Below are 22,610 nucleotides of genomic sequence, written 5' to 3' on the forward strand. Positions count from 1 at the left end.
GTCAGCGGGCTCCGGGGGCTGGCGCAGCCTGGGGTTGCTGCAACGGTTGCAACTGCACGGCCGTGCCTGCGCGCAGGCCGCCCACACTGCCGGCCAGTACCCTGTCACCGGCCTGCAGGCCGCTGGACACGGCGATCCAGGTGGCGCCATCCTGCGCGCTCTGGCTGCCCAGCGTGACCGGGCGGTGCTGCACGCGCAGCAGGGTCTTGTCCGCTTCGGACTCGCCCGCAGGCTGCAGCAGCTGTACATAGGGCTGGGGCTGGTCGGTGCGCACGGCGGTCAGGGGCACGGCCAGCTGTTCGGTCTGCCCCGTGACAATGCTGCCCTGCAGGTACAGGCCCGGGCGCACGATGGGGATGGATCTGCCGGCGGCGCCTGCGTTGACCGGTGCAGCCTGCACGCGCAGATAGACGGCCACGCTGCGCGAACCTGCCTGGGCGCTGGGGTTGATGCGCACCACGCGCGCGGGCACGGCGGCCACATCGTCGCCCGCGCCCTGAACCTGCAACTGGGCTTGCTGGCCGACCTGCACGCGCACCGAATCGGCGGGCGCCAGCTGGGCCACGACTTCGAGGTCGGACGGATCGACGATCTCCAGCACCCGCGTTTCCACGCCCACGCGTTCGCCGTCCTGCACCAGGCGCTGCGCGACCTGCCCGTCCATGGGACTGCGCAGCACGCTGTCGGTCACGCTCTTGCGGGCCACATCGGCGGCGGCCTGGGCGGCGGCCAGGTTGGCGCGTGCGGCGTCGAGGTTGGATTGGGAGGTGGCCAGCGCCGTGGTCGAAATGAAGCCTTGCGTGACCAGGGCCTGGTTGTTGTCGTGCTGGCGCTGGGATAGCTGCAGTTGCGCCTGGGCCGCATCGGCCTGCTGGCGGGTCTGGCGCCAGCGGGCCTCGACCTCGGTGGCGTCCACGCGGGCCAGTTCCTGGCCCTTGCGCACGCTGTCACCCTCGCGCACCTGCAGGCCGCGCAGCTCGCCGGCCACATAGGCCTTGACCACGGCGCTGCGCACGGCCTGCACCACGCCGCTGACGGGCACGGTCAATTGCAGCTGGCGCGGCTGCAGCTGCACCACTTCCTGCGGACCCACGCGCACCGGCATCTCGCGCGGCTGGGTGGCTGCGGCGATGGCGCTTTGCTTGCTGTGCCGGGTGGATGCGGCGCGCCATACGCTGGCGCCGATGGCGATCAATAAGGCCAGGCCGATCAGCCAGCCGGTGCGACGCTTCATGGTGTGGGCGGGGAGGAGGGTGGTGTGGTGGCTGCAAGGGGCTGGCACATGCCATGCAGCAGATAGTCGATCTGGGATTCCAGAAACTGCTCGGGATCGAAGTCGCCATGGGGCAGGCAGCCGCCCAGCGAATGCTTCCAGATCATCAGAAACATCATCGGGGCGACCACGCAGTGCACGGACAGGTCCAGATCCATGGGCCGGAACTCGCCGCGCTCGACGCCGCGCTGCAGGATGCGCCGGATCAGCTCATGGCCTGGAAGAACCACTTCCTGGTGGTAGAACTGAGACAGCTCGGGAAAATTGCCCGCCTCGCTGAGCATGAGCTTGGTGATGCCCGACGCCTTGGTGCTGCCGATGCGTTCCCACCAGGACTTGAAGCAGTAGCGCAGCAGATCGGTTGAAGGCGCGCAGTAGTTGTCGAGCTCTTCGCTCCACTCGCCGAAGCGGCCCGCGATGCTGTGGCGCACCACGGCCTTGAAAAGCTCCTGCTTGCTCGCGAAATAGAGGAACAGCGTGCCCTTGGAGACCCCGGCGCGGGCGGCGACTTCTTCGACGCGGGTGGCGGCGTAGCCCTTTTCCACGAAGAGGTCGAGTGCCGCTTCCAGCAACTCGCCGGGACGCTCCTGCTTGCGGCGGCTGCGCTTTCCGGAAGGCTCGGCGGGGGCGGGTGAAGAGGCGGGGGAGTCGGTCACGGAAAATTAATGACTGATGGGTTAGTTATCGTAACCGCAGAACCGTTCGTCGTCACCTGGCTTGTGCATGGGCTAACCTGTAGGAGCGACGGCCCGCATGCATTGCGTGTGGTCATTTTTTCGATTTCTTCACAGAAAAGGCGCATATGGCGACTGAAACCATTTATCTGGGCGGCGGCTGTTTCTGGTGCACCGAAGCCGTTTTCGACCGCGTGCGCGGCGTGAGCGACGTGCAAAGCGGCTACGCTAACGGCGATCTGGACGATCCCAGCTACGAAGACATCTGCACCGGCGAGACCGGCCACTCCGAGGTCATCCGCGTGCAGTTCGACCCTGCCGTGATCCCGCTGCGCGACCTGCTCACGGTGTTCTTCGGCACGCACGACCCGACCACGCTCAACCGCCAGGGCAACGACGTGGGCACGCAGTACCGCAGCGGCATCTACACCACGAATGAGCAACAGGCCGAAGTGGCGCGCACGCTGATCTCCGAACTCACGCAGGCCGGCGCCTACGACGCGCCCATCGTCACCGAGGTGCAGCCCCTGGCCAGCTACTGGCCGGCAGAGGACTATCACCAGGACTACTTCCTCAACCATCCCAACCAGGGCTACTGCGCCTTTGTTGTGGGGCCCAAGGTGCAGAAGTTCCGGGGAGCCTTTGCGCGCTGGGTCAAGCCGTGAGCGGGCGGCGCGTGATGTAAGCGGTTGTGATTCGCGGGCATAATGCAACCCGGTTGCGATAATGCCGCCTGGCTGCCCTGCCGTGTTCAGCGGCCTGACCTTTGATCACCCATGTCCTTGCCGATCCCCACTTCCCTGCCCATACCTGCCGGCATGCGTTCGACGCGTGCCACGCGGGCCGTGCTGGCGATGTGGGAGTCGCGGGCCGACGCACTCCTGAGCGAAGCCGATGTGGAAGCGGCCCTGCACGCCCAGGGCGTGCAGGTCAACCGCGTCACCGTCTACCGGCTGCTGGACCGCCTGGCGGCAGCCGGTGTGTTGCGCCGCAGCGTGGATGCTGCCCGCGTGGCCCGCTACGGCCGGTCCGTGCCGGGCGCGACCAGGCAGGCCGATGCCGCTGCGCATTTCGAATGCGCGGATTGCCACAGCGCTTTTCGGCTGGGCGGCGAGGGCGGTGGGGGCGGCGAGCCGCTGCAGGCCGCTTTGCTGCAGCTGCGCCAGGCGCTGGCCGCCAGCGGCCTGCAGGGCCGGGCCATCGATGTGGCGGTGACAGGGCTGTGCCAGGACTGCACCAGTGCAGGGCCATCCCGAAATGCTCCGTCTGCCTGAGGCGATCGCCCTAGCCCCTTTCTTCTCTTGCATAGCTCTTCAGGATTTCGCATGACCCTTGCACCATTGCGCTCCGTTTCCTTGATCCTGGCCGCTGTCTTCCTGGCCACAGCAGCCCAGGCACATGACCACGACCACGCGAAAGCCCAGGCGGACGCCAAGGCACAGGGCGCCTCGGCGCCGCTCGATGCCCATGCCCGGGCCGACATGGAACGCCATCGCGCCATGGCCAAGGCCCACGAAGCCGCCGCGCAGTGCCTGGCCGCCGGCCGCGATCACGAACAATGCCAAAAGCAACTGCAGGCCGATTGCAAGGGCCTGGCGCTGGGCAAGTTCTGCGGCATGCGCCATGCGCATTGAGTGCGGTCCTGCCCGCCGTGTGGCGCCGTGAGCAATCGCCAGTCTTTGTGACGAGATGGTGAAATCTGCCCCGCAAATTGGCGCATACACTCTGCGCTGCCCATCCAGCCCCTGATCCCTCCATGCCCTTGCAACCCCCGGAACGTCACTTGCCAGCGCAGGCCTCAAGGCTTGCGTTGCGCGGCGCCGTGCCGGGTCGGGCCTGGCTGGTGGCCTGGCTGCTGGTCTGGTCCATTGCCCTGGCGCCGTTGCTGGGCCAGATGCACCGCGTGGTGCACGCGGGTGGCCTGGCTGCAGCCACGCTCCATGGCCCGGTGGAGGTGGTTGCCACTTCCTGCAATGCACCTGTCGATTGGGTCCATGCGCTGTTCTCGGGCCACGGCCCGGCGGATTGCCAACTGCTGGACCAGTTGCACGAAGGCATGGCGGGGCCGCCATCCGCCGTGGTGCTGCCGCCTTTCTGGGGCGAGCAGGCCGAACCCGTCCAGCCGGTCGTCGTGCGCGATGGCCGCATGCTGGCGGCCTTCTTCGATGCGCGGGGTCCCCCGCATCCCATCACTGTCTACCTGGCGGCTTGAATCTCCGGGACTGGCGCTGCATGCGCCGGCCCTGCACAGCCGTTTGGCCGCGCCTTGCTGCATTGATCGCAACAAGGCGCCGTGCCCAGGTCCGGCAGTTCCTTGAATGCATATCCGATCGGATGGCCGCATGCGCCTGCAGGGCGCGCCGTGGCCGTCCGCTTCCGACGCCATTTTTTGCAGCGCCCGGATTTCCACGCCCCGCAGGGCCGTGGCCGGCCGCTGCCGGGAAGACCAGTGATGAGAGTGACAACAAAGCAATACCACCAGGACGCCAAGGCGCAGGGGGAGAGGACGAAACTGCGCCCGCTGCTGCAGCAACTGCTGCTGGCAGGCGTGCTCGGCCCGGCGACGGGCGGCCTGGCCATGGCGGCAGAGCCTGCCGACCCCGTACCCGCATCAGGACCCGCAGCCGCAGCTGCCGCCGAGGCGGGCGCGCCGCGCAGTGATGCCCCCGTGCTCAATGAGGTGACGGTCAAGGCCAGCGGCCTGGGCCTGACCTCGGCCGACATGTCCACGCCGGCCACGGTGCTGGAAGGCGACGTGCTCACGCTGCGCCAGGCCGCCACGCTGGGCGAGACGCTGGACGGCGAGCCCGGCATCCATGCCAGCCATTTCGGCGCAGGCGCAAGCCGGCCCATCATCCGCGGCATGGACGGCCCGCGCGTGCAAATCCTCAGCGATGGCTCCGAGCTGCACGATGCCTCCACCATCAGCCCTGACCATGCCGTGGCCAGCGAGCCCATGCTGGCCACGCAGATCGAGGTGCTGCGCGGCCCCTCGGCGCTGATCTACGGCGGCGGTGGCGCCATGGGCGGCGTGGTCAACATCCTGGACGACAAGATTCCCACGTCCATTCCCAAGAACGGCATCACGGGCTCGGCCCAGCTGCGCGGCAGCACCGGCGCGGGCGAGACGGCGGGCGCTTTCTCGCTGACGGGCGGCGCCGGCCAGCTGGCCATCCACGCCGAGGGCATGGCGCGCGATGCCGGCGACTACCGCGTGGGCAGCGGCTGGGCGCCCAACGGCCAGTCCCAGGGGCGCGTGGGCGGCAGCTTCAACCGCACGGACACGGGCAGCCTGGGCCTTTCCTGGATCGGCACGCAAGGCTACCTGGGCCTGGCCTACACGCGCCAGACCGCGCGCTATGGCCTGCCAGGCCACAACCACAGCTTCGAGGGCTGCCACACCCATGGCGACCATCTGCACTGCGGCGGCCATGACCACGGCGACGAGGACGGACATGACCATGGCGGCGACGAACACGATCACGACCATGGCAGCGTGCCGGTGGTCGATCTCAACAGCGAGCGCTGGGATCTGCGCGGCGAATGGCGCAATCCGACGGCTGGCATCGCGGCGCTGCGCGTGCGCGGTGGCTGGACCGACTATCGCCATGACGAGATCGAAGACGGCCAGGTCTCGACCACGTTCAAGAACCGCGCCCATGACCTGCGCGTGGAGGCAGAGTTGGAGCCCATCGCCGGCTGGCGCGGCGTCATCGGCCTGCAGACCGTGCAGCGCAAATTCAGTGCCGAGGGTGAGGAGGCCTATGTGCAGCCCACCGAAACCCGCCGCAACAGCATCTACCTGCTGGAGGAATACCGCTGGCAAGACTGGCGCTGGCAGGCTGCGCTGCGCCACGAGCGCCAGACCGTGGACGCCCAGCAAAGCGGCATCTCGCGCAGCCACAGCGGCACATCGTTCTCGCTGGGCTCGGTGTGGAAGTTCACCCCGGGCTACAGCCTCTCGGCTTCGCTGACGCAGGGCAACCGCCTGCCCACGGCCGAGGAGCTGTACGCCAACGGCCTGCACATGGCGACTTCCACCTACGAGCGCGGCAATGCCGACCTCAAGCGCGAACGCTCGCAGGCGCTGGACATCGGCCTGCGCAAGACGGCAGGCGACACCACGTTCAGCGTCAATGCCTTCCACCATCGCGTCAAGGGCTACATCTACGGCGCCACGCTGGATGAGCATGACGGCCTGCAACTGCTGCAGTACACCCAGGCCGATGCGCGCTTCACCGGCGTGGAGGGCCAGGTGCGCCAGAAGCTGTCGCGCCAGTGGGGCGTGACCCTGTTCGGTGACGCCGTGCGTGCGCGGCTGGAAGACGGCTCCGCCTTGCCGCGCATCCCCGCGGCGCGCGTGGGCCTGCGCGTGGACACCTTCTACAAGGGCTGGGATGCCCAGGCCGAATGGGTGCAGGTGCTGCGCCAGAACCGCGTCACGGCCTATGAGACCGAGACGGACGGCTACGGCATGCTCAACGTCTCTGCCAGCTACACGCTGCGCACCTCGGGTGGCATGCCCTGGCAGTTCTTCATCAAGGGCAACAACCTGACCAACCGCCTGGCCTTCGCCCACACCTCGTTCATCAAGAACGCTGCGCCGCTGATGGGGCGCAACATCACGGTGGGCGTGAAGGTGTCGTTCTAAGAACGCACTCCAGGGCGAACTGCCCGCTGCGCACCAGCGCCGTCTGCTACAGGTAATGCTGCAGATGGCGCAGGGCGCGCGCGCTGTCAACGCCTATCCACTGCACGACTTCGGTCTCGGCACGGCCCGCGCGCAGCCAATGCACGATGGCCGTGTTGCGCAGCACCTGCGGGCCGACACGGTGCAGCGGCGCCTGCTGCGCCGAGGCAGGCTGCGCTGCATGGGCGCGCTGTATCAGCTGTGACGCCACATGGAACAGCACGCGCACCGACAGCGGCTGCCCTTCACGCGAATAAAAGACCGTGGCATCGGGTTGAACGGCCTCCGGCCCGCGCTGGCCGGCGCTGAAGCCTTTCCAGTCCTGCAGCGCCTTCACCACCGTTTCCGATAGATCCAGCGTGCGCTGCTGCGCGGCGCGTGCGCCATCGATATGCAATTGACAGGGGAGGCCATCGCCTGGTCCGGCGCATTGCACATCGCGCCAGCACAGGCCGCGCACCTCCTCGGGCGCCAGCGCCAGTTCGTACAGCAGCAGCAAGATGGCGCGGTCGCGCGCCGACTGAAAGCCGTCGGCCATCGGTATGTGGCGGGGCAGGGCATTCCACAGCGGCGCGGGAAGGCAATGGCCCTGGCCGTCTTCGGCAGGCGGGCGTTCCTGCGGCGCCAGCCCTGCGGCGGGATTGGCGCTGACCCAGCCGTGGTCCAGCGCATGGTCGTAAATGCGTTCCAGCAATCGCCAGTAGCGCCTGCGCGTGACCTCGCTGATGCGGCGGCCGGGCTGGTGGCCCGACAACTGGCCTTCGCGCGGGCGCAGGAAATTCTGGACATCAACGGCGGTGGCCTGTTGCCAGGCGCGGGCCTTCGCCTTGACTTTCCCTTTCGGCGTGGCAGGGGAGGGTGGACCTTCTTTGGCTGACAAGCCGGCATCGCCCAGGCTGCGCAGCCAGGCACGCCATACCTTTTCGTAGCCGCTGTCGGGTGCCGTGTCCAGGGCGTCCCAGCCCTTGGCGCCCTCGGCTTCCAGCCAATGCCGGAACAGGGCCAGCCCGTCGGGGACAGTGGACGGCGGCTTGCCGGCAGCGGGTGCCTGAAATGGTGATGAAGTCATGGGCGTTGAGAACAAAACGAGTCAACCAATGGAGTTGTTCAATGTAACTTACATGAAGTCAAGCGGCAACCTTGTTATCGACTGATGAACACCAGTGGCGACAAGTCGCCAGAAAAAGGGCCGTTCGGCCTGGATTCGAGTCCTTGGCACGTCTCCAGAGTGTGTTGTGCACTTTCAAGCACCCGCGCTGGCTCTGCGCGCTGGTGATCGCAAGCGCTGGTCCAGGGGAGGCAAGGGGAGGGCAGAAGGCGGCCCCTGCCTTCAGGACAGGGGCCGCCACGGTCAAGCCGCCATGCGCCCGAATCGGCCAGCGTTGAAGTCGGCAATGGCCTCGCGGATCTCGGCCTCGCTGTTCATCACGAACGGGCCGTGGCCCACCACGGGCTCTGCAATGGGCTCGCCCTCCAGCCACAGCACGGTGGCGTCGTTGTTGGCCTCCAGGCGCACCAGATCAGCCTCGCGATCGAAGTGCACCAGCTGGCCTTCGCGAACAACCTCGCCGTCGTTGACCAGCACCGTGCCATGCAGCACGACCAGGGCCAGCGTATGTCCGGGCTTGGCGCGCAGCTCGGTGCTGCTGCCGGCTTTCAGGCGCAGGTCCCAGACATTGATGGGCGTGAAGGTGCGCGCCGGCCCCTGGCTGTTGCCAAAGGCTCCGGCAATCACCCGCACCCGGCCCGAGCCGCCTGGCAGTTCCACGGACGGGATCTGTCCATCCACCAGGGTCTGGTAGCCAGGCGCAACCGACTTGTCCCTGGCGGGCAGGTTCACCCACAGCTGCACCATCTCCAGCCGCCCACCGCGTTCGGTGAACGCATGGGAATGGAATTCCTCATGCAGGATGCCCGAGCCGGCCGTCATCCACTGCACGTCGCCAGGGCCGATCAGGCCGCCAGCACCGGTCGAGTCCCGATGCTCGACTTCGCCCTCATAGACGATGGTCACGGTCTCGAAGCCGCGGTGCGGATGCACGCCCACGCCGCGAGGCTGGGCAGCCGGCTCGAAGCTGGCGGGGCCAGCGTGGTCCAGCAGCAGAAAGGGGCTCAGAGCCGCACCATGGTTGCCATAGCTGAACAGCGAGCGCACGGGAAAGCCGTCGCCCACCCAATGGGCACGGGGAGCGCTGTAGACGCCGAGCATCTTCTTGAGCATTTGCTTCTCCTTGGGAATCGTGGCTGCCGCAGCGTTAGCGCCAGCCACTTTTTGCACATGGGAGAATCTTAGGATTTGAACGATGAACGCGGTAGATAGCAAAATTTGCCTTCATCGTTCTGAATAAAGAACAATGACCATGCTGCGCGTGCTGGCCGAAAGGGCGCAGTGCCTGGTTGCCAGCCCCGCGTTGCTGCAGGCACATGGCCGTCCCACGGGTCCCGCCGACCTGGAGCGCCTGCCCAGCATAGACCTGGGGCAGCCGCAGAATGAGCACCGATGGGTGCTCAACGGCCCGGACGGTGCCCTTGCCGAGATCCGCCATCACCCGCGCGTACGCATCCCGGCGCGGGCAATTGCCCGCCGTGCGGCTGCTCATCGACCATCTGGCCCAGGCCTTCGAGGCCCTGGAAGAAGCCTGAATGAGGCAGGGCCTGGCCTGCGGCGCATAATCTGCGCGCGCCGCCAACCTGCGCAGGCGCAGCTTCCCGATCCCGCTTCAGTGAACTCTCCCGTCTTTGCCTCCCTCATCCCCGTCATTCTTTGCATTGGCGCAGGCTTTCTCGCCGCCCGCCTGGGCTGGGTGCGGGCCGCCGCCATCAAGGATTTGTCCAACCTCGTTTTCCTGGTGCTCACGCCGGCGCTGCTGTTCCGCACCATGGGCGCGGTGCGGGTACAGGAGCTGGACTTTCAGCCCGTGGCGCTGTATTTCCTGGCGACTGCGCTGATCTTCGGGGTGTCCATGGTCCTGGGCGGTTTTTCCACGCGTTCGGCCGCGCGGGGGCTGGCCAATATGTTCAGCAATACCGTCATGATCGGCGTGCCGTTGGTGGGGCTGGTCTACGGGGAGGACGGATTGGTCACGCTGTTCACCCTCGTTTCGCTGCACGCGCTGATTCTGCTCACGGCGGCCACCATCGTGTTCGAGCTGGCCGAGGCTCGCGAGCACCAGCGGTCGGGCCAGAGCGCGCCGCGCCCCATGTGGCGCACGGTGCTGCAGGCCGTGCGCAACGGCATCGTCCATCCTGTGCCGCTGCCCATACTCGCCGGCCTGCTGTTCGCACAGACCGGGCTGGCTCTTCCTGGCGTGGTGGATCGCTCCCTGCAGGTCTTGGGCCAGGCACTGGGCCCCATGGCGCTGCTGCTGGTGGGGGTGACCCTGGCGTACACCAAGGTGGGCCAGAACCTGCGCGAGGCAGTGGGCATCGCGCTGGTCAAGAACCTGGTGCATCCGCTGCTGCTGCTTGCGCTGGCCTGGGCCTTCGGTCTGGGCGGCCTGCCAGTGGCCGTGATGTTCACGGCGGCTGCACTGCCCGTGGGGGCCAACGTGTTCCTGTTCACGCAGCGCTATGGCGTGATGCAGGAGGAGGTGTCCGCCAGCATTGCGGTGTCCACGGCGCTGGCCCTGCTTACCGTGCCGCTGATGCTGTGGCTGGCCCAGCGTCTGCTGGGCTGACGGCTTTCAGCAGGAGCAGCGCCGGCAATCCAGGGGATCAGGGCGCCAGGCGCTGGCGCAGCCAGGTTCCAGATTCCAGCTGGTAGCACAGGCGGTCATGCAGGCGGCTCTTGCGGCCTTGCCAGAATTCCCAGCGCTCAGGCACCAGCCTGAATCCGCCCCAATGCGGCGGGCGTGGCGGGTTCAGCAGGAATTGCGCGCCGTACTTGGCCGCATTGGCCACCAGTACGCTGCGGCCGCTGATGACCTGGCTTTGCGGACTGGCCCAGGCACCGATGCGCGAGTCCAGCGGGCGGCTGTTGAAGTAGGCGTCGCTTTCGGCATCGCTGACCTTTTCCACGCGGCCCTCGATGCGCACCACGCGCTCCAGCTCCACCCAGTGGAACTGCAGCGCTGCAAACGGATTGCCCGCCAGTTGCTGGCCCTTGCGGCTGTCGTAGTTGGTGTACCAGACCAGGCCGCGCTCGTCATAGCCCTTGATGAGCACGATGCGCGTGCTGGGCCGCAGGTCGCCGCCCACGGTGGCCAGCGTCATGGCATTGGGCTCGGGCACCTGGGCGCTCAGGGCTTCCTGCAGCCATTGGTCAAACTGCTGCAGCGGATCGGCCAGGGAGGCCGATTCGCTCAGTTCCGCGCGCTCGTAGCTTTTGCGCAGATCGGCGATCGAGGTGGAAATGCTGCTCATGGCCTGCATTGTGCCTGCGCCCGACCTCCCATTTGCTGCGCTAGAGTTGCGCATGCTCAGAGACTTCAAAGGCCGCCCCTGCGTGATCATCCTCGCCTCGGGCCGTGGCGAGCGTTTCCGCGCGTCGGGCGGCACCATGCACAAGCTCGCCGCGCCGCTGGGCGGCAGTACCGTGCTGGAACACACACTGGCCGCCGTCCGCGCCAGCGGCCTGCCCTGGCATCTGGAAGATGCGGGCCACCCCGGAATGGGCGATTCGCTGTCTGCGGCCGTGCGTGCCACAGCCGATGCGCCAGGCTGGCTGGTCTTGCCGGCCGACCTGCCGCTGGTGAGTCCACAGACCTTGCTGAAAGTGGCCGATGCATTGCATGCAGGGGCCCGAGCCGCCCAGCCTGTCCATCAAGGCGAGCGTGGACATCCCGTGGGTTTCGGCGCCGCATGCGGCGCGGCGCTCATGGCGTTGAGCGGAGAGAAGGGCGGGGCGCCTGTGCTGAAGGCGCTGCGCGAAGCCGGACATGTGGTTCAGGTCGATGTGGACGATGCTGGTGTGCTCACCGACATCGATACGCTGGACGATCTGGCGCGCGCTGAGGTGCTGCTGCAGAACCGGCCTGAAGTGGGCTGAATTCAGGCTTCGCCGTCTGCCGTAGCGGGGCCGCCTTCGGTCGCTGGGTCGGCTTGGCTGCCTTGGCAATAACCGCGCAGTTTGAGCAAGGCCCGATACATCACCTCCCGTTCCTCCTGCGTCAGCGCCAGCAGAGCAGCGGCCTGGTGTTGTCGGGCCACGGGCATTACCTCGTCATGCAACTGCCGGCCCGCAGGCGTGATGGAGCACAGGATCTTCTTGCGTGGAGTGGAGCCTTGCGCCAGCAGGGCCACAAGGCCGCGTTCCTCGAGCAGCCGCAGCGCCCGGCTCACCAGGGCCTTGTCCGAAGTGGATTGCACCACCAGCGCGCTGAACGGCAACTCGCCTGCATGCGCGACAAGGGCCAACAGCCGCCACTCCGAAACCGTCAAGCCCGCCGTATCGGCATAGGGCACGGTGATGGTGCGCCGCAGCGCATTGCCCACCTGGCTCATCAGCGTGGTCAGAAAGGCATCGACGGTCAGGCTGCTGCCTGCCTCGTCAAGGTGGGTCCAGGGATTGCCTGCGGGCGTGCTGGGCACAGGGAGAGGAGAAGGTGGGATGGACATGTTCCCATCAATTGTTTCACAGGCTGCCTGACGTTTGTCTTGTGGAATTTCTTTAGAGAAATCAATAGAGGTCAATCGGTGTTTTCAGTAAGTTGATTCATCAACTTACTGGAGAAAATCGTCATTGATTCTTTTGAGGATCAATATTTCATAGGTGAATCGTATGAATTCATCCCATAGCCAGCCCCAGCTGCCATGCCCGTATCTGACCGATGCATGTCCGCGCTTTCAAAGGAGCCAGTGATGACACCCCATCGTCGGCAAGGCCTGACCATTGCAGCATTGGCTTTTGCCACCGCTGTCTGTGGTCCGGCATTTGCACAGGACTACCCCGCCAGGCCGATCACCGTGGTGGTCGCCTATCCCGCAGGTGGTGACACGGACGCCATGGCGCGCCTGTTCGCCGAAAAGCTCACGTTGCGTCTGCGCCAGCCCGTGGTGGTGGACAACCGGCCCGGGGCGGGCGGCACCGTGGGCAACAACCTGGTTGCGCGGGCCGTGCCCGATGGCTACACGCTGCTGTTCACGCCCAACCCCTTCACCATCGCCCCCATGGTGATGAGGCTCCCTCCTGCCGCGACCTATGACCCCTTGAAAGGTTTCACCCCCGTGGTGCAGACCGCCAGCCAGGCCGTGCTGCTCGTGGCCCATCCCTCCACGGGATTCAAAAGCGTGGCCGACATGGTGGCTGCGGCCAAGGCCGGCAAGACGCTCAGCTACGCCAGTCCCGGCGCAGGCTCGCCCATGCACATAGGTGCCGAGTGGCTGAACCGCGCTGCCGGAGTGAGCATTCAGCATGTGCCCTATCGCGGCGTGGCACCGGCCGTCAACGATGTGGCTGCGGGCCATGTAGGACTGGCCTACGTCACGCTGGGGCCGGTGGCCCAGTACATCCAGGCGGGCAAGCTGCGCGCGCTGGCCGTGACCGACTCGAAGCGTTCGCCCCTGCTGCCCGATGTGCCTTCGCTGGCGGAACTGGGCTACAGGGACATCGCCGCGGGTGCCTGGAATGGCTTCTTCGCGCCCAAGGGCACGCCGGCCGCCGTGGTGCAGACCTTGAACACCCATCTCAACGAGATCCTCAGGATGCCGGAGGTGGCGGCAAAGATGGCCACCTTCGGTGCCGTGCCCGTGGGCGGGTCGCCGCAGGTGCTGGCCGATGTCAACGCTGCCGACTACGAGCGCCTGGGCAAGGTGATCCGCGAACTCGGCATCACCGCTGAATGACATGAATACCTCGAATTCCACGCTGGGCCGCGAGACGGCCCAGGTCACGGCGCTGTCCAAGGTACTAGGTCGTGCCCAGTACGCGGGCGACCTCAAGCTGCCGGGCATGCTGCATGCCAAGCTGTTGCGCAGCCCCTATCCGCATGCGCGCATCGTGCGCATCGACATTGCTGCAGCGCGTGCGCTGCCCGGTGTGAAAGCCGTGCTGACCGGGGCAGATGCACCGCGCACGCCCTGGGGCGTGAGCCACAAGGAGCGGCGCATCCTGGCCGACGGCCTGGTGCGCTTTGCGGGGGAAGAGGTGGCAGCCGTGGCTGCCGCCACAGAAGAGATCGCCCGCGATGCGCTGGACCTGATCGAGGTCGAGTACGAAGAACTGCCCGCCATCCTGTCGCCCGAGGAAGCCCTGGATGAAGAAGCGCCCGGCGTTCATCCGGGCCGGGGCAACATCGCCCACGAGATCCGCTTCGAGCGCGGCGATGCCGATGCCGGATTCGCCGCAGCTGATCTGGTTCACGAAGCCACGTACACCACGCATGCGCAGTACCCGGGCTACCTGGAACCCATGGCAACCCTGGCCTCCATCGACGCCGATGGCCGCCTGTTGATACAGACCTCCACGCAGTCGGTTTTCCTGGCGCGTGCCCGGCTGGCGGCGGCGCTGGAGCTGCCGGTGTCCGCCATCCGCGTGGTGCAGGCCACCACGGGCGGCGGCTTTGGCGGCAAGATCGTCGAGGACGACAACCAGCTCGTGGCGGGCCTGCTGGCCCTGCGCACCGGACGGCCCGTGCGCCTGGTCAACAACCGGCTGGAGGACTTCCTGGCCTGCTGCTCCAGCGTCCCCGAGCGCATCACGCTCAAGCTGGGCATGGCGCGTGATGGCCGCATCCTCGCCAAGCAGGTGCACATCGTTGCCGAGTGCGGTGCCTATGCGGGTCTGTCGGCCGAGGTCATGCACGTCAGTGCCATGCGCAGCGACAACATGCACAGGCAGGGCAACGTCCGATCGCACGCCACCCTGGTCTATACCAACAACCCGCCGCACGGCGCGTTCCGCGGCTTTGGCGGTACGCAGATGCTGTTCGCGCTCAACAGCCACATCCACATCATGGCCGAGCAGCTGGGGCTGGATCCGGCCGAAGTCCACAAGCTCAATGCAGTGGAAGCCGGCGACGTGACAGTGCATGGCTGGAAGATCGGCAGCGCCGGCCTCAAGGAGTGCATAGACCAGGCCACCGATGCCATCGACTGGCGCGGCAAGCGCGCCCGCCCCCGCCAGGCCCTTGGCGCCCGCCGCAGGGGCGTGGGCATGGCCGCGGCCATGCATGTCAGCGGCAACCGCACCATGGGCAACTGGGACGGCTCCACCGTGGTGGTGCGCATCCATGAGGATGGCCAGGTGCTTGTGCTCAGTGGCGAGTGCGACATGGGCCAGGGCGCGGCCACCATGCTCAGCCAGATCGTCGCCCATGAACTCACGCTGCCGTTGTCGCAGGTCCGCGTGGCCGCACCCGACACGGACAGCACGCCCTTCGCCATAGGCTCGCTGGCCTCGCGCGTGACCATGGCTGCAGGCAATGCCGCCATAGGTGCCGCGCAGGCGGCCCGCAGCAAGCTGTTGGCCCTGGCCGCCGTCGTGCTGGAGGCGCAGGTCGACGACCTGGAGCTGGCCGATGGTCAGGTGCGCGTGCGCGGCACCGACCGTGCGGCAGGCATGGCCGAGCTCGCACGCCAGCACATCTGGCGCCATGGCGGCGAGGGCATACAGGTCAGCCACACCTGGGATGCCCAGACGCAGATGCACGACGCCCAGCTGCACGGCAACATCGCGCCGGCCTATTCCTTCGCGGCCCAGGCAGTGGAGGTCGAGGTCGATACGGAAACCGGCCAGGTCCGGGTGCTTGACAGCTATGTGGCCGACGACTGCGGCAAGGCGCTGAACCCCGTCGCCATCCATGGGCAGACCAACGGGGCCACCGTCCAGGCCATGGGCTGGGCCCTTTACGAGCAACTGCACCTGGAAGGCGGGCGCCTGGCCAACGGCAACTTCGCCGACTACACCATGCCAACGGCCGACGCCGTGCCCTTGCTGCGCGGCGGCTTTGTCGAGTCCAACGACCCCAACGGCCCCTATGGCGCCAAAGGGGCCAGCGAAACCGCCATCCTGCCGGGAGCGCCTGCCATCGCCAACGCCGTGTACGACGCCATCGGCGTGCGCATATGCGATCTGCCGATCACGCCCGAAAAAATCCTGGCGGCGCTGCGCGCACGCGCCGAGGAGGGCCGTCATGCATGACTTCGACTTTCTGGAGCCCACCTCGGTGGCGGAGGCCAGCCGGTTGCTGGCCGAACTGGGCGAGGACTGCCGCGTGATCGCCGGCGGCACGGCCTTGATGCTGGGCATGCGCCAGCGCATGCTCGCGCCCACGCACCTGGTCTCGCTGGCTGGCATCGATGCGTTGCGCGGCCTGGACTTCGACCCGGTGCGTGGCCTGCGTATCGGCGCCTTGGTGCGCCATGCCGAACTGGCGGCCTCGCCGCTGGTGTCGCATCACTATCCTGTCCTGGCCGGCATGGCGCAGCGCATGGCCAACCCGCAGGTGCGCAATCAGGGCACGGTGGGCGGCAATCTCTGCTATGCCGACCCCTCCACCGACCCGCCCGGCTGCCTGATGGCATTGGGCGCCCAGATCGTGCTGGCCAGCGCAAGAGGCGAGCGCCTGTTGGACATCGAGGACTTCCTGGTCGACTACTACGCCACGGCGCTGGAAGGCGACGAGATCGTCAGCGAGATCCGCGTGCCGCCCATGGGGCAAGGAGACGACCTGCGCAGCGGTGTGTACACGCGCTTTCTGCGCACAGCGGCCGAACACCGGCCACTGGCCAGCGTGGCCCTGGTGGCGCACACCGCCGGGGGCATCTGCCGCGACGCGCGTCTCGTCGTGGGCGCCTCTACGCCCATACCCGTGCGCCAGCGGCGCGCCGAGGGCTTTCTTGAAGGCCGTGCCCTCACCTGGGCCTTGGCGGCCGAGGCGGGTGACATCGTCGCGGCCGACATCACACCGGTTTCGGACCTGCGCGGCTCGGCGGATTTCCGCCGAGAAATGGTGCGCGTCAACGTGCGGCGCACCGTGGCCGAACTGTTTGGCCTGGACCTGGCACTGGAACAAGGAGAGCTGGCATGAGCCGACATCGCATCGAATGCACCGTCAACGGCGAGCCCTGCAGCGTGGACGTGCCTGCGCGCCGGCTGCTGTCGGATTTTCTGCGTGATGACCTGCACCTGACGGGCACCAAGCGCGGCTGCGAGACGGGCGTGTGCGGCGCCTGCTCGGTGCTGCTGGATGGCGAAGTGGTGAAGTCCTGCCTGCTGCTGGCCGTGCAGGTCCAGGGCCGCGCGCTCACCACCATCGAAGGCCTGGCCGACCGTATTGCTGGGGGTGCGGGCGCAGACCCGTCACAACGGTTGCACCCGCTGCAGCAAAGCTTCATGCAATGCGGCGGCCTGCAGTGCGGCTACTGCACACCGGGCTTCATCATGGCCGCCTGCGATCTGCTGGGGCGTAACCCCCTTCCCGGCGCGGACGAAGTTCGCCATGGCCTCAACGGCAACCTGTGCCGTTGCACGGGCTACACCCAGATCGTGGAATCGGTCCTTGTGGCCGCGGAGAAAATGCATGGAAATTGAGAAAACCCTGACTGTTTCTGCCTCGCGAGAGCGGGTATGGGCCTTGTTGCTCGATCCCCAGGTCATGGGAGGTGCCGTGCCGGGCATGCAGTCCATCGAAGTGGTCAGCCCCACCGAATACGTGGCGGTGATGCACCAGAAGATCTCCTTCATCAGCGCCAGATTCAAGCTGCGCACACGCATCGTCGAGCAACGCGCTCCCGAGTATCTGCGCGTGGAAGGAACGGGAGAAGACACCTCGGTGGCCAGCTCGCTCAAGCAGCGCAGTGAAATCTTCCTGAGCGCCACGCCGGATGGAGGCACCGAACTGCGCATCAAGATCGACGTGGACCTGCTGGGCCGTCTGGGCGCCTTCGGCCTGAGCGTGATGAAGACCAAGGCCGACCGAATATGGGAGGAGTTCGGTAACAATCTGGCCGCGCGGCTCGAAGGCGGGGGAGGGGAGCGCGCTGCGGGCGAGGCGACCATGCAGGCGCCTGCACCTGTCGCGCCCGCGCCGGCCTCCGAGCCAGCCAGGGAAACGGTGGTGCAAGCCCGGAATTCGCCAGCACCAGCGCCAGCTTCGGAGCTCTCCTCCACGGCCCAAGACCTGCGGGGCCGTGGCTGGTGGGGGCGGCTAATCGGCAGCTTGAGCGGTGAGGGCAGCGCGGGCGCTGCCGACACCATTCATGTAGAGCTGCGCCGTGGCGATACCACGGTCAGCGTCCAATGGCCGGGCGCGCGCGCCGAGCAGTGCGCGGCGTGGCTGCGCGACTGCCTGCGCTGAACGCAGACCCGGCCGAGCACATCATCCGCGCGTGATCACCGCACAGGCCAGGCGCGCTCCCGAATTGCCGGTGGGCTGCGTAGTGTAGTCGTCCGGGTCCTTGTGCACGATCAGTCCGCGGCCCACCACGCTGTTGGGTCCCTGATCCAGTGCCAGGCCGCGCGACACGAAGTCTATGGTGGCCGTGCCCTGCGCATCGGACCGCAGGCTGGGCAGGTCGCCCGTGTGGTGGGCCGCGGAATCGAATCGGCCATGGGCCTGGCCTGTGGGGTTGAAGTGGCCGCCAGCGCTCAGGCCGTCGGGGCTGGAGCAATCGCCTTTCTCATGGACATGAAAGCCATGCTCGCTGTTCGGCGCCAGCCCCTGGACCGAGCCCTGCACCCGCACGCTGCCGTCGGCCTGGGAGGTGAACTGCAGGCTGCCGCTGACCTTGCTGCCTTGCGTGGGCTGCAGCTGTGCCATGGCCACATTGCGGGAGGCGGGCGCTGTCGTGACGGCTGCCGGGGTCGCGGCGGAGGCTGCGGCAGGAGGCTTGGGCTGGCTGCCACAGGCGCCCAGGGCCAGCACCATGCCGGCAGCCATCAACAGCTTCACGGCGGTGGACGGGGTGGAGGGCTGCGAAGTGGCGGCGTGGCTGGATTGGGAAGCGTTCAAAGGCATGGCGGCAATCTCCTGGTTGGAATGGGAACTGAAAAGTCACGGAGGCGCATGGCGCGCAGCCGCCATCATGCAGCGTGCGATACGGCGGCCATGTCGGAGAGCACAGCGTTCTGTGGCCGTGCGCGGCGATGGCGTCAAACGGAGCCTTGCCGCGCGCCTGCGTCGGGCTGGCCCGCGTAGCTGAGCAGGCGTTGCAAGGCGCGGTCCCGGATGCCCAGGCGCTTGAGCTCATCGAAGGTTGCGCGCGCATAGTCATGCGTGCTGCCGTAGATGCCCTTGGCCTCGCTGAAAATGCGGCGATAGTCCTCGGGCGCCAGCTCGCCCGTGTGATTGGGGCTTTGACGGGACAGCGTGAACGCCAGGGCCTGGACCGTGCCCTGGCCGGTGCGGCAGGGCAGCCAGCGGGGGTCGTAGACGGCATTGGCCATCTCGCGCTGCCACAGCTTTCTCATGACGTCATGGCCGTGGTGCCGGGGAATGCGGAACACCATGCCCTGGCAGCTGCCGCCGGACAGCATGCCAAAGACCAGACCAGGGTTCTGGGGGGTGCCGCGGTTGATGGTGCTCCACATCTTCAGCGCCCGGTGCCAGCCAAAGACACGCGCCGTGCGACGTTCGCAGAAATCGAAATCCGGCCGCCAGATCAGCGAGCCGTAGCCAAAGATCCAGAGGTCATCGCTCCCGCCCCATCGGTGCAGCGCCTCGTCCAGCATGGGCTGTGACTCTCGGCGGGCGAATGAAAATTCTGGCAGGGCGGACATGGGCGCGACAGCATGAAAGAACAATGACGTTTTAACGCCTGGACGCCCAAACGGTGCACAAGCGCGTGCTTTGCCCTTGCAGGGCCGGTCTTCTGTCTCCGCCGCACCACAGTTTTTGCCGGCCGTCAGCGCGGGGTTTGGGCGTGGCACGGGGCCCTCGACGGTGGCCCTCTACAATCCACCGGTTTTTCGCAGTCTTTCTGGTTTTCATCCAACAGCTCATTCACGGAGAGTGCTTCATGTCCTTCAGTCATTCCGACGACGACAGCCAACAACGTTTTGCCCTGGGTTTCCTGTTCGCGCTGATTGCGCTCGTCGTCTCCACGGTCGTTGGCGTCGTCGTCTACCAGCGCGGCATTGCGCATGGCCCGGCGAAGATGGCTGGCGGCGCTTCCCCTGTGGCAGCAATGGTGCCCGTGGTCTTGGAGGAAGATGTGGCCCGCGTCGTTGTCGAAAACGGCGTGGTCAAGTTCTACTTCGCATCGGCCAAGGCCGAGCTGGCCGCGGGCGCCAATGAAGCGCTGGCCGACGTGGTCGCCGGTGTGAAGGGCGGCAAGCGCGCCGTGATCTCGGGCTACCACGACGCCACGGGCAGCGCCGAACTCAACGCCGAACTGGCCAAGAAGCGCGCCCTGGCAGTCCAGGCCGCCCTGTCCGCGCTGGGCGTGGCTGAGGAAAAGGTCGAACTCAAGAAGCCCGAGCAGCTGCAGGCTGACGGCAGCAACGCCGAAGCCCGCCGCGTGGAAGTGATCCTGGTGGATTGAGCCTCAGCCTTGCCGCTGTAAACGGCCAAAAAGAAAAGGCCCGGAGCGTCAATCGCTCCGGGCCTTTTCTTTTGACGGCTGCGTGGATCAGGAATTGCGCAGCGGGTCGAACTTCGCGTCGCCGTCAGGCTGGGTCCCGGCATGGGCTCGCGAATTCTCTTGTATGAGTTCGATCTTGTAGCCGTCCGGATCCGTCACAAAGGCAATCACCGTGGTGCCGCCCTTGACGGGGCCTGCCTCGCGCGTCACGTTGCCGCCGGACGCCTTGATCTTCTCGCAGGCGGCATACGCGTCTGGCACGCCAATGGCGATGTGGCCATAGGCCGAGCCCATGTCATAGGCCTCGGTGCCCCAGTTGTAGGTCAGCTCGATCTCAGCTTGGGCCGGGTTGCCGCCCTCGAAGCCCAGGAAGGCCAGGGAGTATTTGTACTCCGGGTTCTCGGAGGTCCGCAGCAGCTGCATGCCAAGAACCTGTGTGTAGAAATCGATGGAGCGCTGGAAGTTGCCAACGCGCAGCATGGTGTGGAGGATTCGCATCCCTCGATTGTGCCGGGATTCCGCCATCTCTTCAGCCGCCCGCCAAGCGCCTCGGTGATCTCCTCCCGCACAGGTCTCGCGCCTTCCCGCAGATCGGGCGCTTCAGGTCCCGGCGGCATCTAGCCCGAATCCATTCAACCATTGGTTCAACTGTCTGTTGAATTCTAGGAGTGGGCCCTAGGACTGATACCCGATTTTTCGGCAATAAATCTTGCAAATCAGACAAATCTTAGATTTTTGGATTGAAAAATCAGACAAATCCAATTAAATCCTAGTAGCCGGCTGCCTAGAATAGGAATGTTCTTCGTGCGACTTATTTTAATTTTTTGAGTCATGAAAAATTTCGTCTTGCGGATATTAATTGCCGATGACCATCCGGCAGTTCTGGCAGGCATAGAAAGTGTTTTGGAGGATAAGCATGAAATAGAGATTGTAGGTCGAGCGAAAAACTCCACGGAAATCATAAGTTTTCTGAAGAAAAACGAATGTGATGTTCTGGTAACTGATTACTCCATGCCCGGTGGAACCTACGGTGATGGTCTGGTGATGCTGAATGTCATTCGTAAAAGATTTCCAAGTGTCAAGATCGTCATGCTGACAATGATCGAGAATATTGGAATCATCAAATCTCTTACCAACCAAGGAATCTACAGAATTGTCCATAAAACGGATTCCTTGGGAAGTCTGCTGCCCGCCATCTACGCTGCATACACGGATGGTCAATTCATATCTCCCAGTGCAAGCAAGCTGCTGGGAGGAGAATGGCTGGGTGCGGTGCGGACATCGATAGAACTCTCAAAGCGGGAGGAAGAGGTTCTGCTTCTTTTCATCTCTGGCATGACGGTGTCCGAGATAGCAAAAAAGCTCTATCGCAGTATCAAGACGGTCAGCACGCACAAGGTGGCTGTCATGAACAAGCTGGGTATACGCAAGGACATTGATCTCATTCGCTATGGAATTGAGATGGGCTGGATTGACGTAAGAAAATAGGTGCAGAAATGCATCGTCATTGCCGCAGACGATCCGACCAAGCTCCATGCCATCCGCAGCTTTCTTGCAAAGATTTCTTTTATTACATGAGGAGATCCACAGCCTGATCGATGGTTGTATCTTGATGCCCAGATGGAAATATATAAAAAAGAGGCTGGAGAAAAGGAAGAGCTCCACCTTCTGACCAAATACAACAAGACACTGCTTTTTGGCGGTGGCCTGGTTTTCTCTCTTCTTATCATTGTTTTGGCAATGCTTGCGGCCCTGTTCGAGCTCAATGACTTCATGGAGGAAAGAAGAGCAGTATTCCAGAGCAAGAGAACCCGGGTTCTGGTGGAAATAGAAACAAAGCAAGTCATTATGATGCGAGGAATCATTGCATCAGAGTTGCTTTGGGGCAGACGCACACATCTCATCCCGGTGTCTTTGCCGGGACAGATGCTGTGATGGCAGGGGTGAGCCCTGTAGTATTGCTTGAGAATAAGATCAACAAGAATGTACACAAGCACTACAGAGATATGTTGGGAGAGCTGGCATATTTGGCAAATTCCAGCTTTCTTCAAAATGGAAGAGCAATATCTGCCTATGTCTTCAGTCCGGACAGATCGTTCATAGGCGTCCTTGTGCCGCAGGTGCCAAACGAGCATGAGCGAAAAGACATGCTCTTGAAACTCAGGGAACAGATTTCGACTTTGCCTGAGGATAGCGGCACCATCATTCCGTCCGTCCAGCTGCGTCATCCCATATGGCTGCCTCCGAGTAAAAGCATTCTGACCGGGGAGATGTCATTTCAGATTGTTGTCTCGGCTTTCCAAGATGGAAAGCCATTTCTCACGGTGGTGAGCGACATGCCGACTCAATATATTGAGAGCCTTATGCAGCAAGGTGAAGGCAGGAACTCCTTGTTTATTATTGATTCTCAAGGCAACGTTGCGCTGGGTGGGGGGAGATCGGCGATGCAATAGGGGATTTTTTTGATATCGAGGCGTCGAAATTTCACGGAGGTCTGATAAGTAGATATATT

Annotated in this window: 25 protein-coding genes; 16 read left to right on the forward strand and 9 right to left on the reverse strand. The window is 65.1% G+C overall.

What is annotated here, in order from left to right; all coding sequences use genetic code 11:
* Position 1 precedes the first annotated feature (1 nt).
* Complete coding sequence (locus A4F85_RS05855; protein WP_063325984.1) at positions 2 to 1,234, reverse strand: efflux RND transporter periplasmic adaptor subunit; 1,233 nt, start codon at positions 1,232 to 1,234, stop codon at positions 2 to 4.
* Positions 1,231 to 1,929, reverse strand: coding sequence for a TetR/AcrR family transcriptional regulator (locus tag A4F85_RS05860; protein ID WP_013802244.1), 699 nt, complete (start codon positions 1,927 to 1,929; stop codon positions 1,231 to 1,233). The genes A4F85_RS05855 and A4F85_RS05860 overlap by 4 nt, the downstream gene beginning before the upstream one ends.
* Before the next feature lie 146 nt (positions 1,930 to 2,075).
* On the opposite strand from A4F85_RS05860, the gene msrA reads away from it, so the two are divergent.
* The 5 genes from msrA (at position 2,076) to A4F85_RS05885 (ending at position 6,598) form a co-directional block, all read left to right on the forward strand.
* A complete protein-coding gene (gene msrA / locus A4F85_RS05865) occupies positions 2,076 to 2,612 on the forward strand; it encodes a peptide-methionine (S)-S-oxide reductase MsrA (protein WP_034394147.1) in 537 nt (178 codons plus the stop codon).
* Positions 2,613 to 2,723: 111 nt separating this feature from the next.
* Positions 2,724 to 3,221: a Fur family transcriptional regulator gene (locus A4F85_RS05870; protein WP_231890448.1), complete on the forward strand. Its 498-nt coding sequence runs from the start codon at positions 2,724 to 2,726 to the stop codon at positions 3,219 to 3,221.
* 51 nt (positions 3,222 to 3,272) lie between these two features.
* Entirely contained in the window at positions 3,273 to 3,581 is a 309-nt protein-coding gene (locus tag A4F85_RS05875; RefSeq protein ID WP_063325986.1) for a hypothetical protein, read from the forward strand.
* A 122-nt stretch (positions 3,582 to 3,703) separates the two neighbouring features.
* Entirely contained in the window at positions 3,704 to 4,159 is a 456-nt protein-coding gene (locus A4F85_RS05880) for a hypothetical protein (RefSeq protein ID WP_063325987.1), read from the forward strand.
* Positions 4,160 to 4,399: 240 nt separating this feature from the next.
* Positions 4,400 to 6,598, forward strand: coding sequence for a TonB-dependent receptor domain-containing protein (locus tag A4F85_RS05885; RefSeq protein WP_063325988.1), 2,199 nt, complete (start codon positions 4,400 to 4,402; stop codon positions 6,596 to 6,598).
* Between the two features lie 46 nt (positions 6,599 to 6,644).
* Here the strand turns inward: A4F85_RS05885 and A4F85_RS05890 are convergent, their stop codons facing one another.
* Together A4F85_RS05890 and A4F85_RS05895 are read right to left on the reverse strand one after the other, a co-directional pair.
* On the reverse strand, positions 6,645 to 7,706 hold the full coding sequence (locus tag A4F85_RS05890; protein ID WP_063325989.1) for a tyrosine-type recombinase/integrase: 1,062 nt from the start codon (positions 7,704 to 7,706) through the stop codon (positions 6,645 to 6,647).
* Between the two features lie 282 nt (positions 7,707 to 7,988).
* Positions 7,989 to 8,858: a pirin family protein gene (locus A4F85_RS05895; protein WP_063325990.1), complete on the reverse strand. Its 870-nt coding sequence runs from the start codon at positions 8,856 to 8,858 to the stop codon at positions 7,989 to 7,991.
* Positions 8,859 to 9,360: 502 nt separating this feature from the next.
* Between A4F85_RS05895 and A4F85_RS05900 the strand changes: the two genes are divergently transcribed.
* Entirely contained in the window at positions 9,361 to 10,314 is a 954-nt protein-coding gene (locus A4F85_RS05900; RefSeq protein WP_063325991.1) for an AEC family transporter, read from the forward strand.
* A gap of 37 nt (positions 10,315 to 10,351) precedes the next feature.
* Here A4F85_RS05900 and pdxH read toward each other — a convergent pair whose 3' ends face one another.
* Positions 10,352 to 10,999: a pyridoxamine 5'-phosphate oxidase gene (gene pdxH, locus A4F85_RS05905; protein WP_043796748.1), complete on the reverse strand. Its 648-nt coding sequence runs from the start codon at positions 10,997 to 10,999 to the stop codon at positions 10,352 to 10,354.
* Between the two features lie 52 nt (positions 11,000 to 11,051).
* Between pdxH and A4F85_RS05910 the strand changes: the two genes are divergently transcribed.
* Positions 11,052 to 11,624: a nucleotidyltransferase family protein gene (locus A4F85_RS05910; RefSeq protein ID WP_063325992.1), complete on the forward strand. Its 573-nt coding sequence runs from the start codon at positions 11,052 to 11,054 to the stop codon at positions 11,622 to 11,624.
* A gap of 2 nt (positions 11,625 to 11,626) precedes the next feature.
* Here the strand turns inward: A4F85_RS05910 and A4F85_RS05915 are convergent, their stop codons facing one another.
* Positions 11,627 to 12,193: a MarR family winged helix-turn-helix transcriptional regulator gene (locus A4F85_RS05915; RefSeq protein WP_013802266.1), complete on the reverse strand. Its 567-nt coding sequence runs from the start codon at positions 12,191 to 12,193 to the stop codon at positions 11,627 to 11,629.
* Between the two features lie 243 nt (positions 12,194 to 12,436).
* Between A4F85_RS05915 and A4F85_RS05920 the strand changes: the two genes are divergently transcribed.
* From A4F85_RS05920 to A4F85_RS05940, 5 genes are read left to right on the forward strand one after another with little or no spacing between them, the layout of a single operon-like run.
* Positions 12,437 to 13,420, forward strand: a complete 984-nt coding sequence (locus A4F85_RS05920; protein ID WP_063325993.1) for a Bug family tripartite tricarboxylate transporter substrate binding protein — start codon at positions 12,437 to 12,439, stop codon at positions 13,418 to 13,420.
* Between the two features lies 1 nt (position 13,421).
* Positions 13,422 to 15,716, forward strand: a complete 2,295-nt coding sequence (locus A4F85_RS05925; RefSeq protein WP_063325994.1) for a xanthine dehydrogenase family protein molybdopterin-binding subunit — start codon at positions 13,422 to 13,424, stop codon at positions 15,714 to 15,716.
* Positions 15,709 to 16,605, forward strand: a complete 897-nt coding sequence (locus A4F85_RS05930; RefSeq protein WP_063325995.1) for an FAD binding domain-containing protein — start codon at positions 15,709 to 15,711, stop codon at positions 16,603 to 16,605. Before A4F85_RS05925 ends, A4F85_RS05930 begins: the two co-directional genes overlap by 8 nt.
* Positions 16,602 to 17,108: a (2Fe-2S)-binding protein gene (locus A4F85_RS05935; protein ID WP_016447071.1), complete on the forward strand. Its 507-nt coding sequence runs from the start codon at positions 16,602 to 16,604 to the stop codon at positions 17,106 to 17,108. The genes A4F85_RS05930 and A4F85_RS05935 overlap by 4 nt, the downstream gene beginning before the upstream one ends.
* Positions 17,098 to 17,874, forward strand: coding sequence for a CoxG family protein (locus tag A4F85_RS05940; RefSeq protein WP_063325996.1), 777 nt, complete (start codon positions 17,098 to 17,100; stop codon positions 17,872 to 17,874). Before A4F85_RS05935 ends, A4F85_RS05940 begins: the two co-directional genes overlap by 11 nt.
* A 21-nt stretch (positions 17,875 to 17,895) precedes the next feature.
* Here A4F85_RS05940 and A4F85_RS05945 read toward each other — a convergent pair whose 3' ends face one another.
* Positions 17,896 to 18,534: a superoxide dismutase family protein gene (locus A4F85_RS05945; protein ID WP_043820451.1), complete on the reverse strand. Its 639-nt coding sequence runs from the start codon at positions 18,532 to 18,534 to the stop codon at positions 17,896 to 17,898.
* A 134-nt stretch (positions 18,535 to 18,668) separates the two neighbouring features.
* Positions 18,669 to 19,295, reverse strand: coding sequence for a gamma-glutamylcyclotransferase (locus tag A4F85_RS05950; protein ID WP_013802273.1), 627 nt, complete (start codon positions 19,293 to 19,295; stop codon positions 18,669 to 18,671).
* A gap of 239 nt (positions 19,296 to 19,534) precedes the next feature.
* Here A4F85_RS05950 and A4F85_RS05955 point away from each other — a divergent pair, with 239 nt between their 5' ends.
* Positions 19,535 to 20,059, forward strand: coding sequence for an OmpA family protein (locus tag A4F85_RS05955; protein WP_063325997.1), 525 nt, complete (start codon positions 19,535 to 19,537; stop codon positions 20,057 to 20,059).
* An 87-nt stretch (positions 20,060 to 20,146) separates the two neighbouring features.
* On the opposite strand, the gene gloA is transcribed toward A4F85_RS05955, so the two are convergent.
* On the reverse strand, positions 20,147 to 20,596 hold the full coding sequence (gene gloA, locus A4F85_RS05960; RefSeq protein WP_043796127.1) for a lactoylglutathione lyase: 450 nt from the start codon (positions 20,594 to 20,596) through the stop codon (positions 20,147 to 20,149).
* A 333-nt stretch (positions 20,597 to 20,929) separates the two neighbouring features.
* Here gloA and A4F85_RS05965 point away from each other — a divergent pair, with 333 nt between their 5' ends.
* From A4F85_RS05965 to A4F85_RS31000, 3 genes are all read left to right on the forward strand, one after another.
* Positions 20,930 to 21,586, forward strand: coding sequence for a response regulator transcription factor (locus tag A4F85_RS05965; protein ID WP_013802276.1), 657 nt, complete (start codon positions 20,930 to 20,932; stop codon positions 21,584 to 21,586).
* 132 nt (positions 21,587 to 21,718) lie between these two features.
* Positions 21,719 to 22,033 (forward strand): hypothetical protein, encoded by a 315-nt coding sequence (locus A4F85_RS30995; protein ID WP_231890449.1) that lies wholly within the window; start codon positions 21,719 to 21,721, stop codon positions 22,031 to 22,033.
* Entirely contained in the window at positions 22,033 to 22,551 is a 519-nt protein-coding gene (locus A4F85_RS31000; protein ID WP_231890450.1) for a hypothetical protein, read from the forward strand. The genes A4F85_RS30995 and A4F85_RS31000 overlap by 1 nt, the downstream gene beginning before the upstream one ends.
* The last annotated feature ends 59 nt before the right edge of the window (positions 22,552 to 22,610 follow it).

The organism is Delftia sp. GW456-R20 (assembly GCF_001622915.1).
GTDB lineage: Bacteria > Pseudomonadota > Gammaproteobacteria > Burkholderiales > Burkholderiaceae_C > Comamonas > Comamonas acidovorans.

What these genes read in the sequence shown, in the direction of transcription:
- A4F85_RS05855 (WP_063325984.1), bottom strand. Translation starts at nt 1,234, where the DNA reads ATGAAGCGTCGCACCGGCTGGCTGATCGGCCTGGCCTTATTGATCGCC.
- msrA (WP_034394147.1), top strand. Translation starts at nt 2,076, where the DNA reads ATGGCGACTGAAACCATTTATCTGGGCGGCGGCTGTTTCTGGTGCACC.
- A4F85_RS05870 (WP_231890448.1), top strand. Translation starts at nt 2,724, where the DNA reads ATGTCCTTGCCGATCCCCACTTCCCTGCCCATACCTGCCGGCATGCGT.
- A4F85_RS05875 (WP_063325986.1), top strand. Translation starts at nt 3,273, where the DNA reads ATGACCCTTGCACCATTGCGCTCCGTTTCCTTGATCCTGGCCGCTGTC.
- A4F85_RS05880 (WP_063325987.1), top strand. Translation starts at nt 3,704, where the DNA reads ATGCCCTTGCAACCCCCGGAACGTCACTTGCCAGCGCAGGCCTCAAGG.
- A4F85_RS05885 (WP_063325988.1), top strand. Translation starts at nt 4,400, where the DNA reads ATGAGAGTGACAACAAAGCAATACCACCAGGACGCCAAGGCGCAGGGG.
- A4F85_RS05890 (WP_063325989.1), bottom strand. Translation starts at nt 7,706, where the DNA reads ATGACTTCATCACCATTTCAGGCACCCGCTGCCGGCAAGCCGCCGTCC.
- A4F85_RS05895 (WP_063325990.1), bottom strand. Translation starts at nt 8,858, where the DNA reads ATGCTCAAGAAGATGCTCGGCGTCTACAGCGCTCCCCGTGCCCATTGG.
- pdxH (WP_043796748.1), bottom strand. Translation starts at nt 10,999, where the DNA reads ATGAGCAGCATTTCCACCTCGATCGCCGATCTGCGCAAAAGCTACGAG.
- A4F85_RS05910 (WP_063325992.1), top strand. Translation starts at nt 11,052, where the DNA reads ATGCTCAGAGACTTCAAAGGCCGCCCCTGCGTGATCATCCTCGCCTCG.
- A4F85_RS05915 (WP_013802266.1), bottom strand. Translation starts at nt 12,193, where the DNA reads ATGTCCATCCCACCTTCTCCTCTCCCTGTGCCCAGCACGCCCGCAGGC.
- A4F85_RS05920 (WP_063325993.1), top strand. Translation starts at nt 12,437, where the DNA reads ATGACACCCCATCGTCGGCAAGGCCTGACCATTGCAGCATTGGCTTTT.
- A4F85_RS05925 (WP_063325994.1), top strand. Translation starts at nt 13,422, where the DNA reads ATGAATACCTCGAATTCCACGCTGGGCCGCGAGACGGCCCAGGTCACG.
- A4F85_RS05930 (WP_063325995.1), top strand. Translation starts at nt 15,709, where the DNA reads ATGCATGACTTCGACTTTCTGGAGCCCACCTCGGTGGCGGAGGCCAGC.
- A4F85_RS05935 (WP_016447071.1), top strand. Translation starts at nt 16,602, where the DNA reads ATGAGCCGACATCGCATCGAATGCACCGTCAACGGCGAGCCCTGCAGC.
- A4F85_RS05940 (WP_063325996.1), top strand. Translation starts at nt 17,098, where the DNA reads ATGGAAATTGAGAAAACCCTGACTGTTTCTGCCTCGCGAGAGCGGGTA.
- A4F85_RS05945 (WP_043820451.1), bottom strand. Translation starts at nt 18,534, where the DNA reads ATGCCTTTGAACGCTTCCCAATCCAGCCACGCCGCCACTTCGCAGCCC.
- A4F85_RS05950 (WP_013802273.1), bottom strand. Translation starts at nt 19,295, where the DNA reads ATGTCCGCCCTGCCAGAATTTTCATTCGCCCGCCGAGAGTCACAGCCC.
- A4F85_RS05955 (WP_063325997.1), top strand. Translation starts at nt 19,535, where the DNA reads ATGTCCTTCAGTCATTCCGACGACGACAGCCAACAACGTTTTGCCCTG.
- gloA (WP_043796127.1), bottom strand. Translation starts at nt 20,596, where the DNA reads ATGCGAATCCTCCACACCATGCTGCGCGTTGGCAACTTCCAGCGCTCC.
- A4F85_RS05965 (WP_013802276.1), top strand. Translation starts at nt 20,930, where the DNA reads ATGAAAAATTTCGTCTTGCGGATATTAATTGCCGATGACCATCCGGCA.
- A4F85_RS30995 (WP_231890449.1), top strand. Translation starts at nt 21,719, where the DNA reads ATGGAAATATATAAAAAAGAGGCTGGAGAAAAGGAAGAGCTCCACCTT.
- A4F85_RS31000 (WP_231890450.1), top strand. Translation starts at nt 22,033, where the DNA reads ATGGCAGGGGTGAGCCCTGTAGTATTGCTTGAGAATAAGATCAACAAG.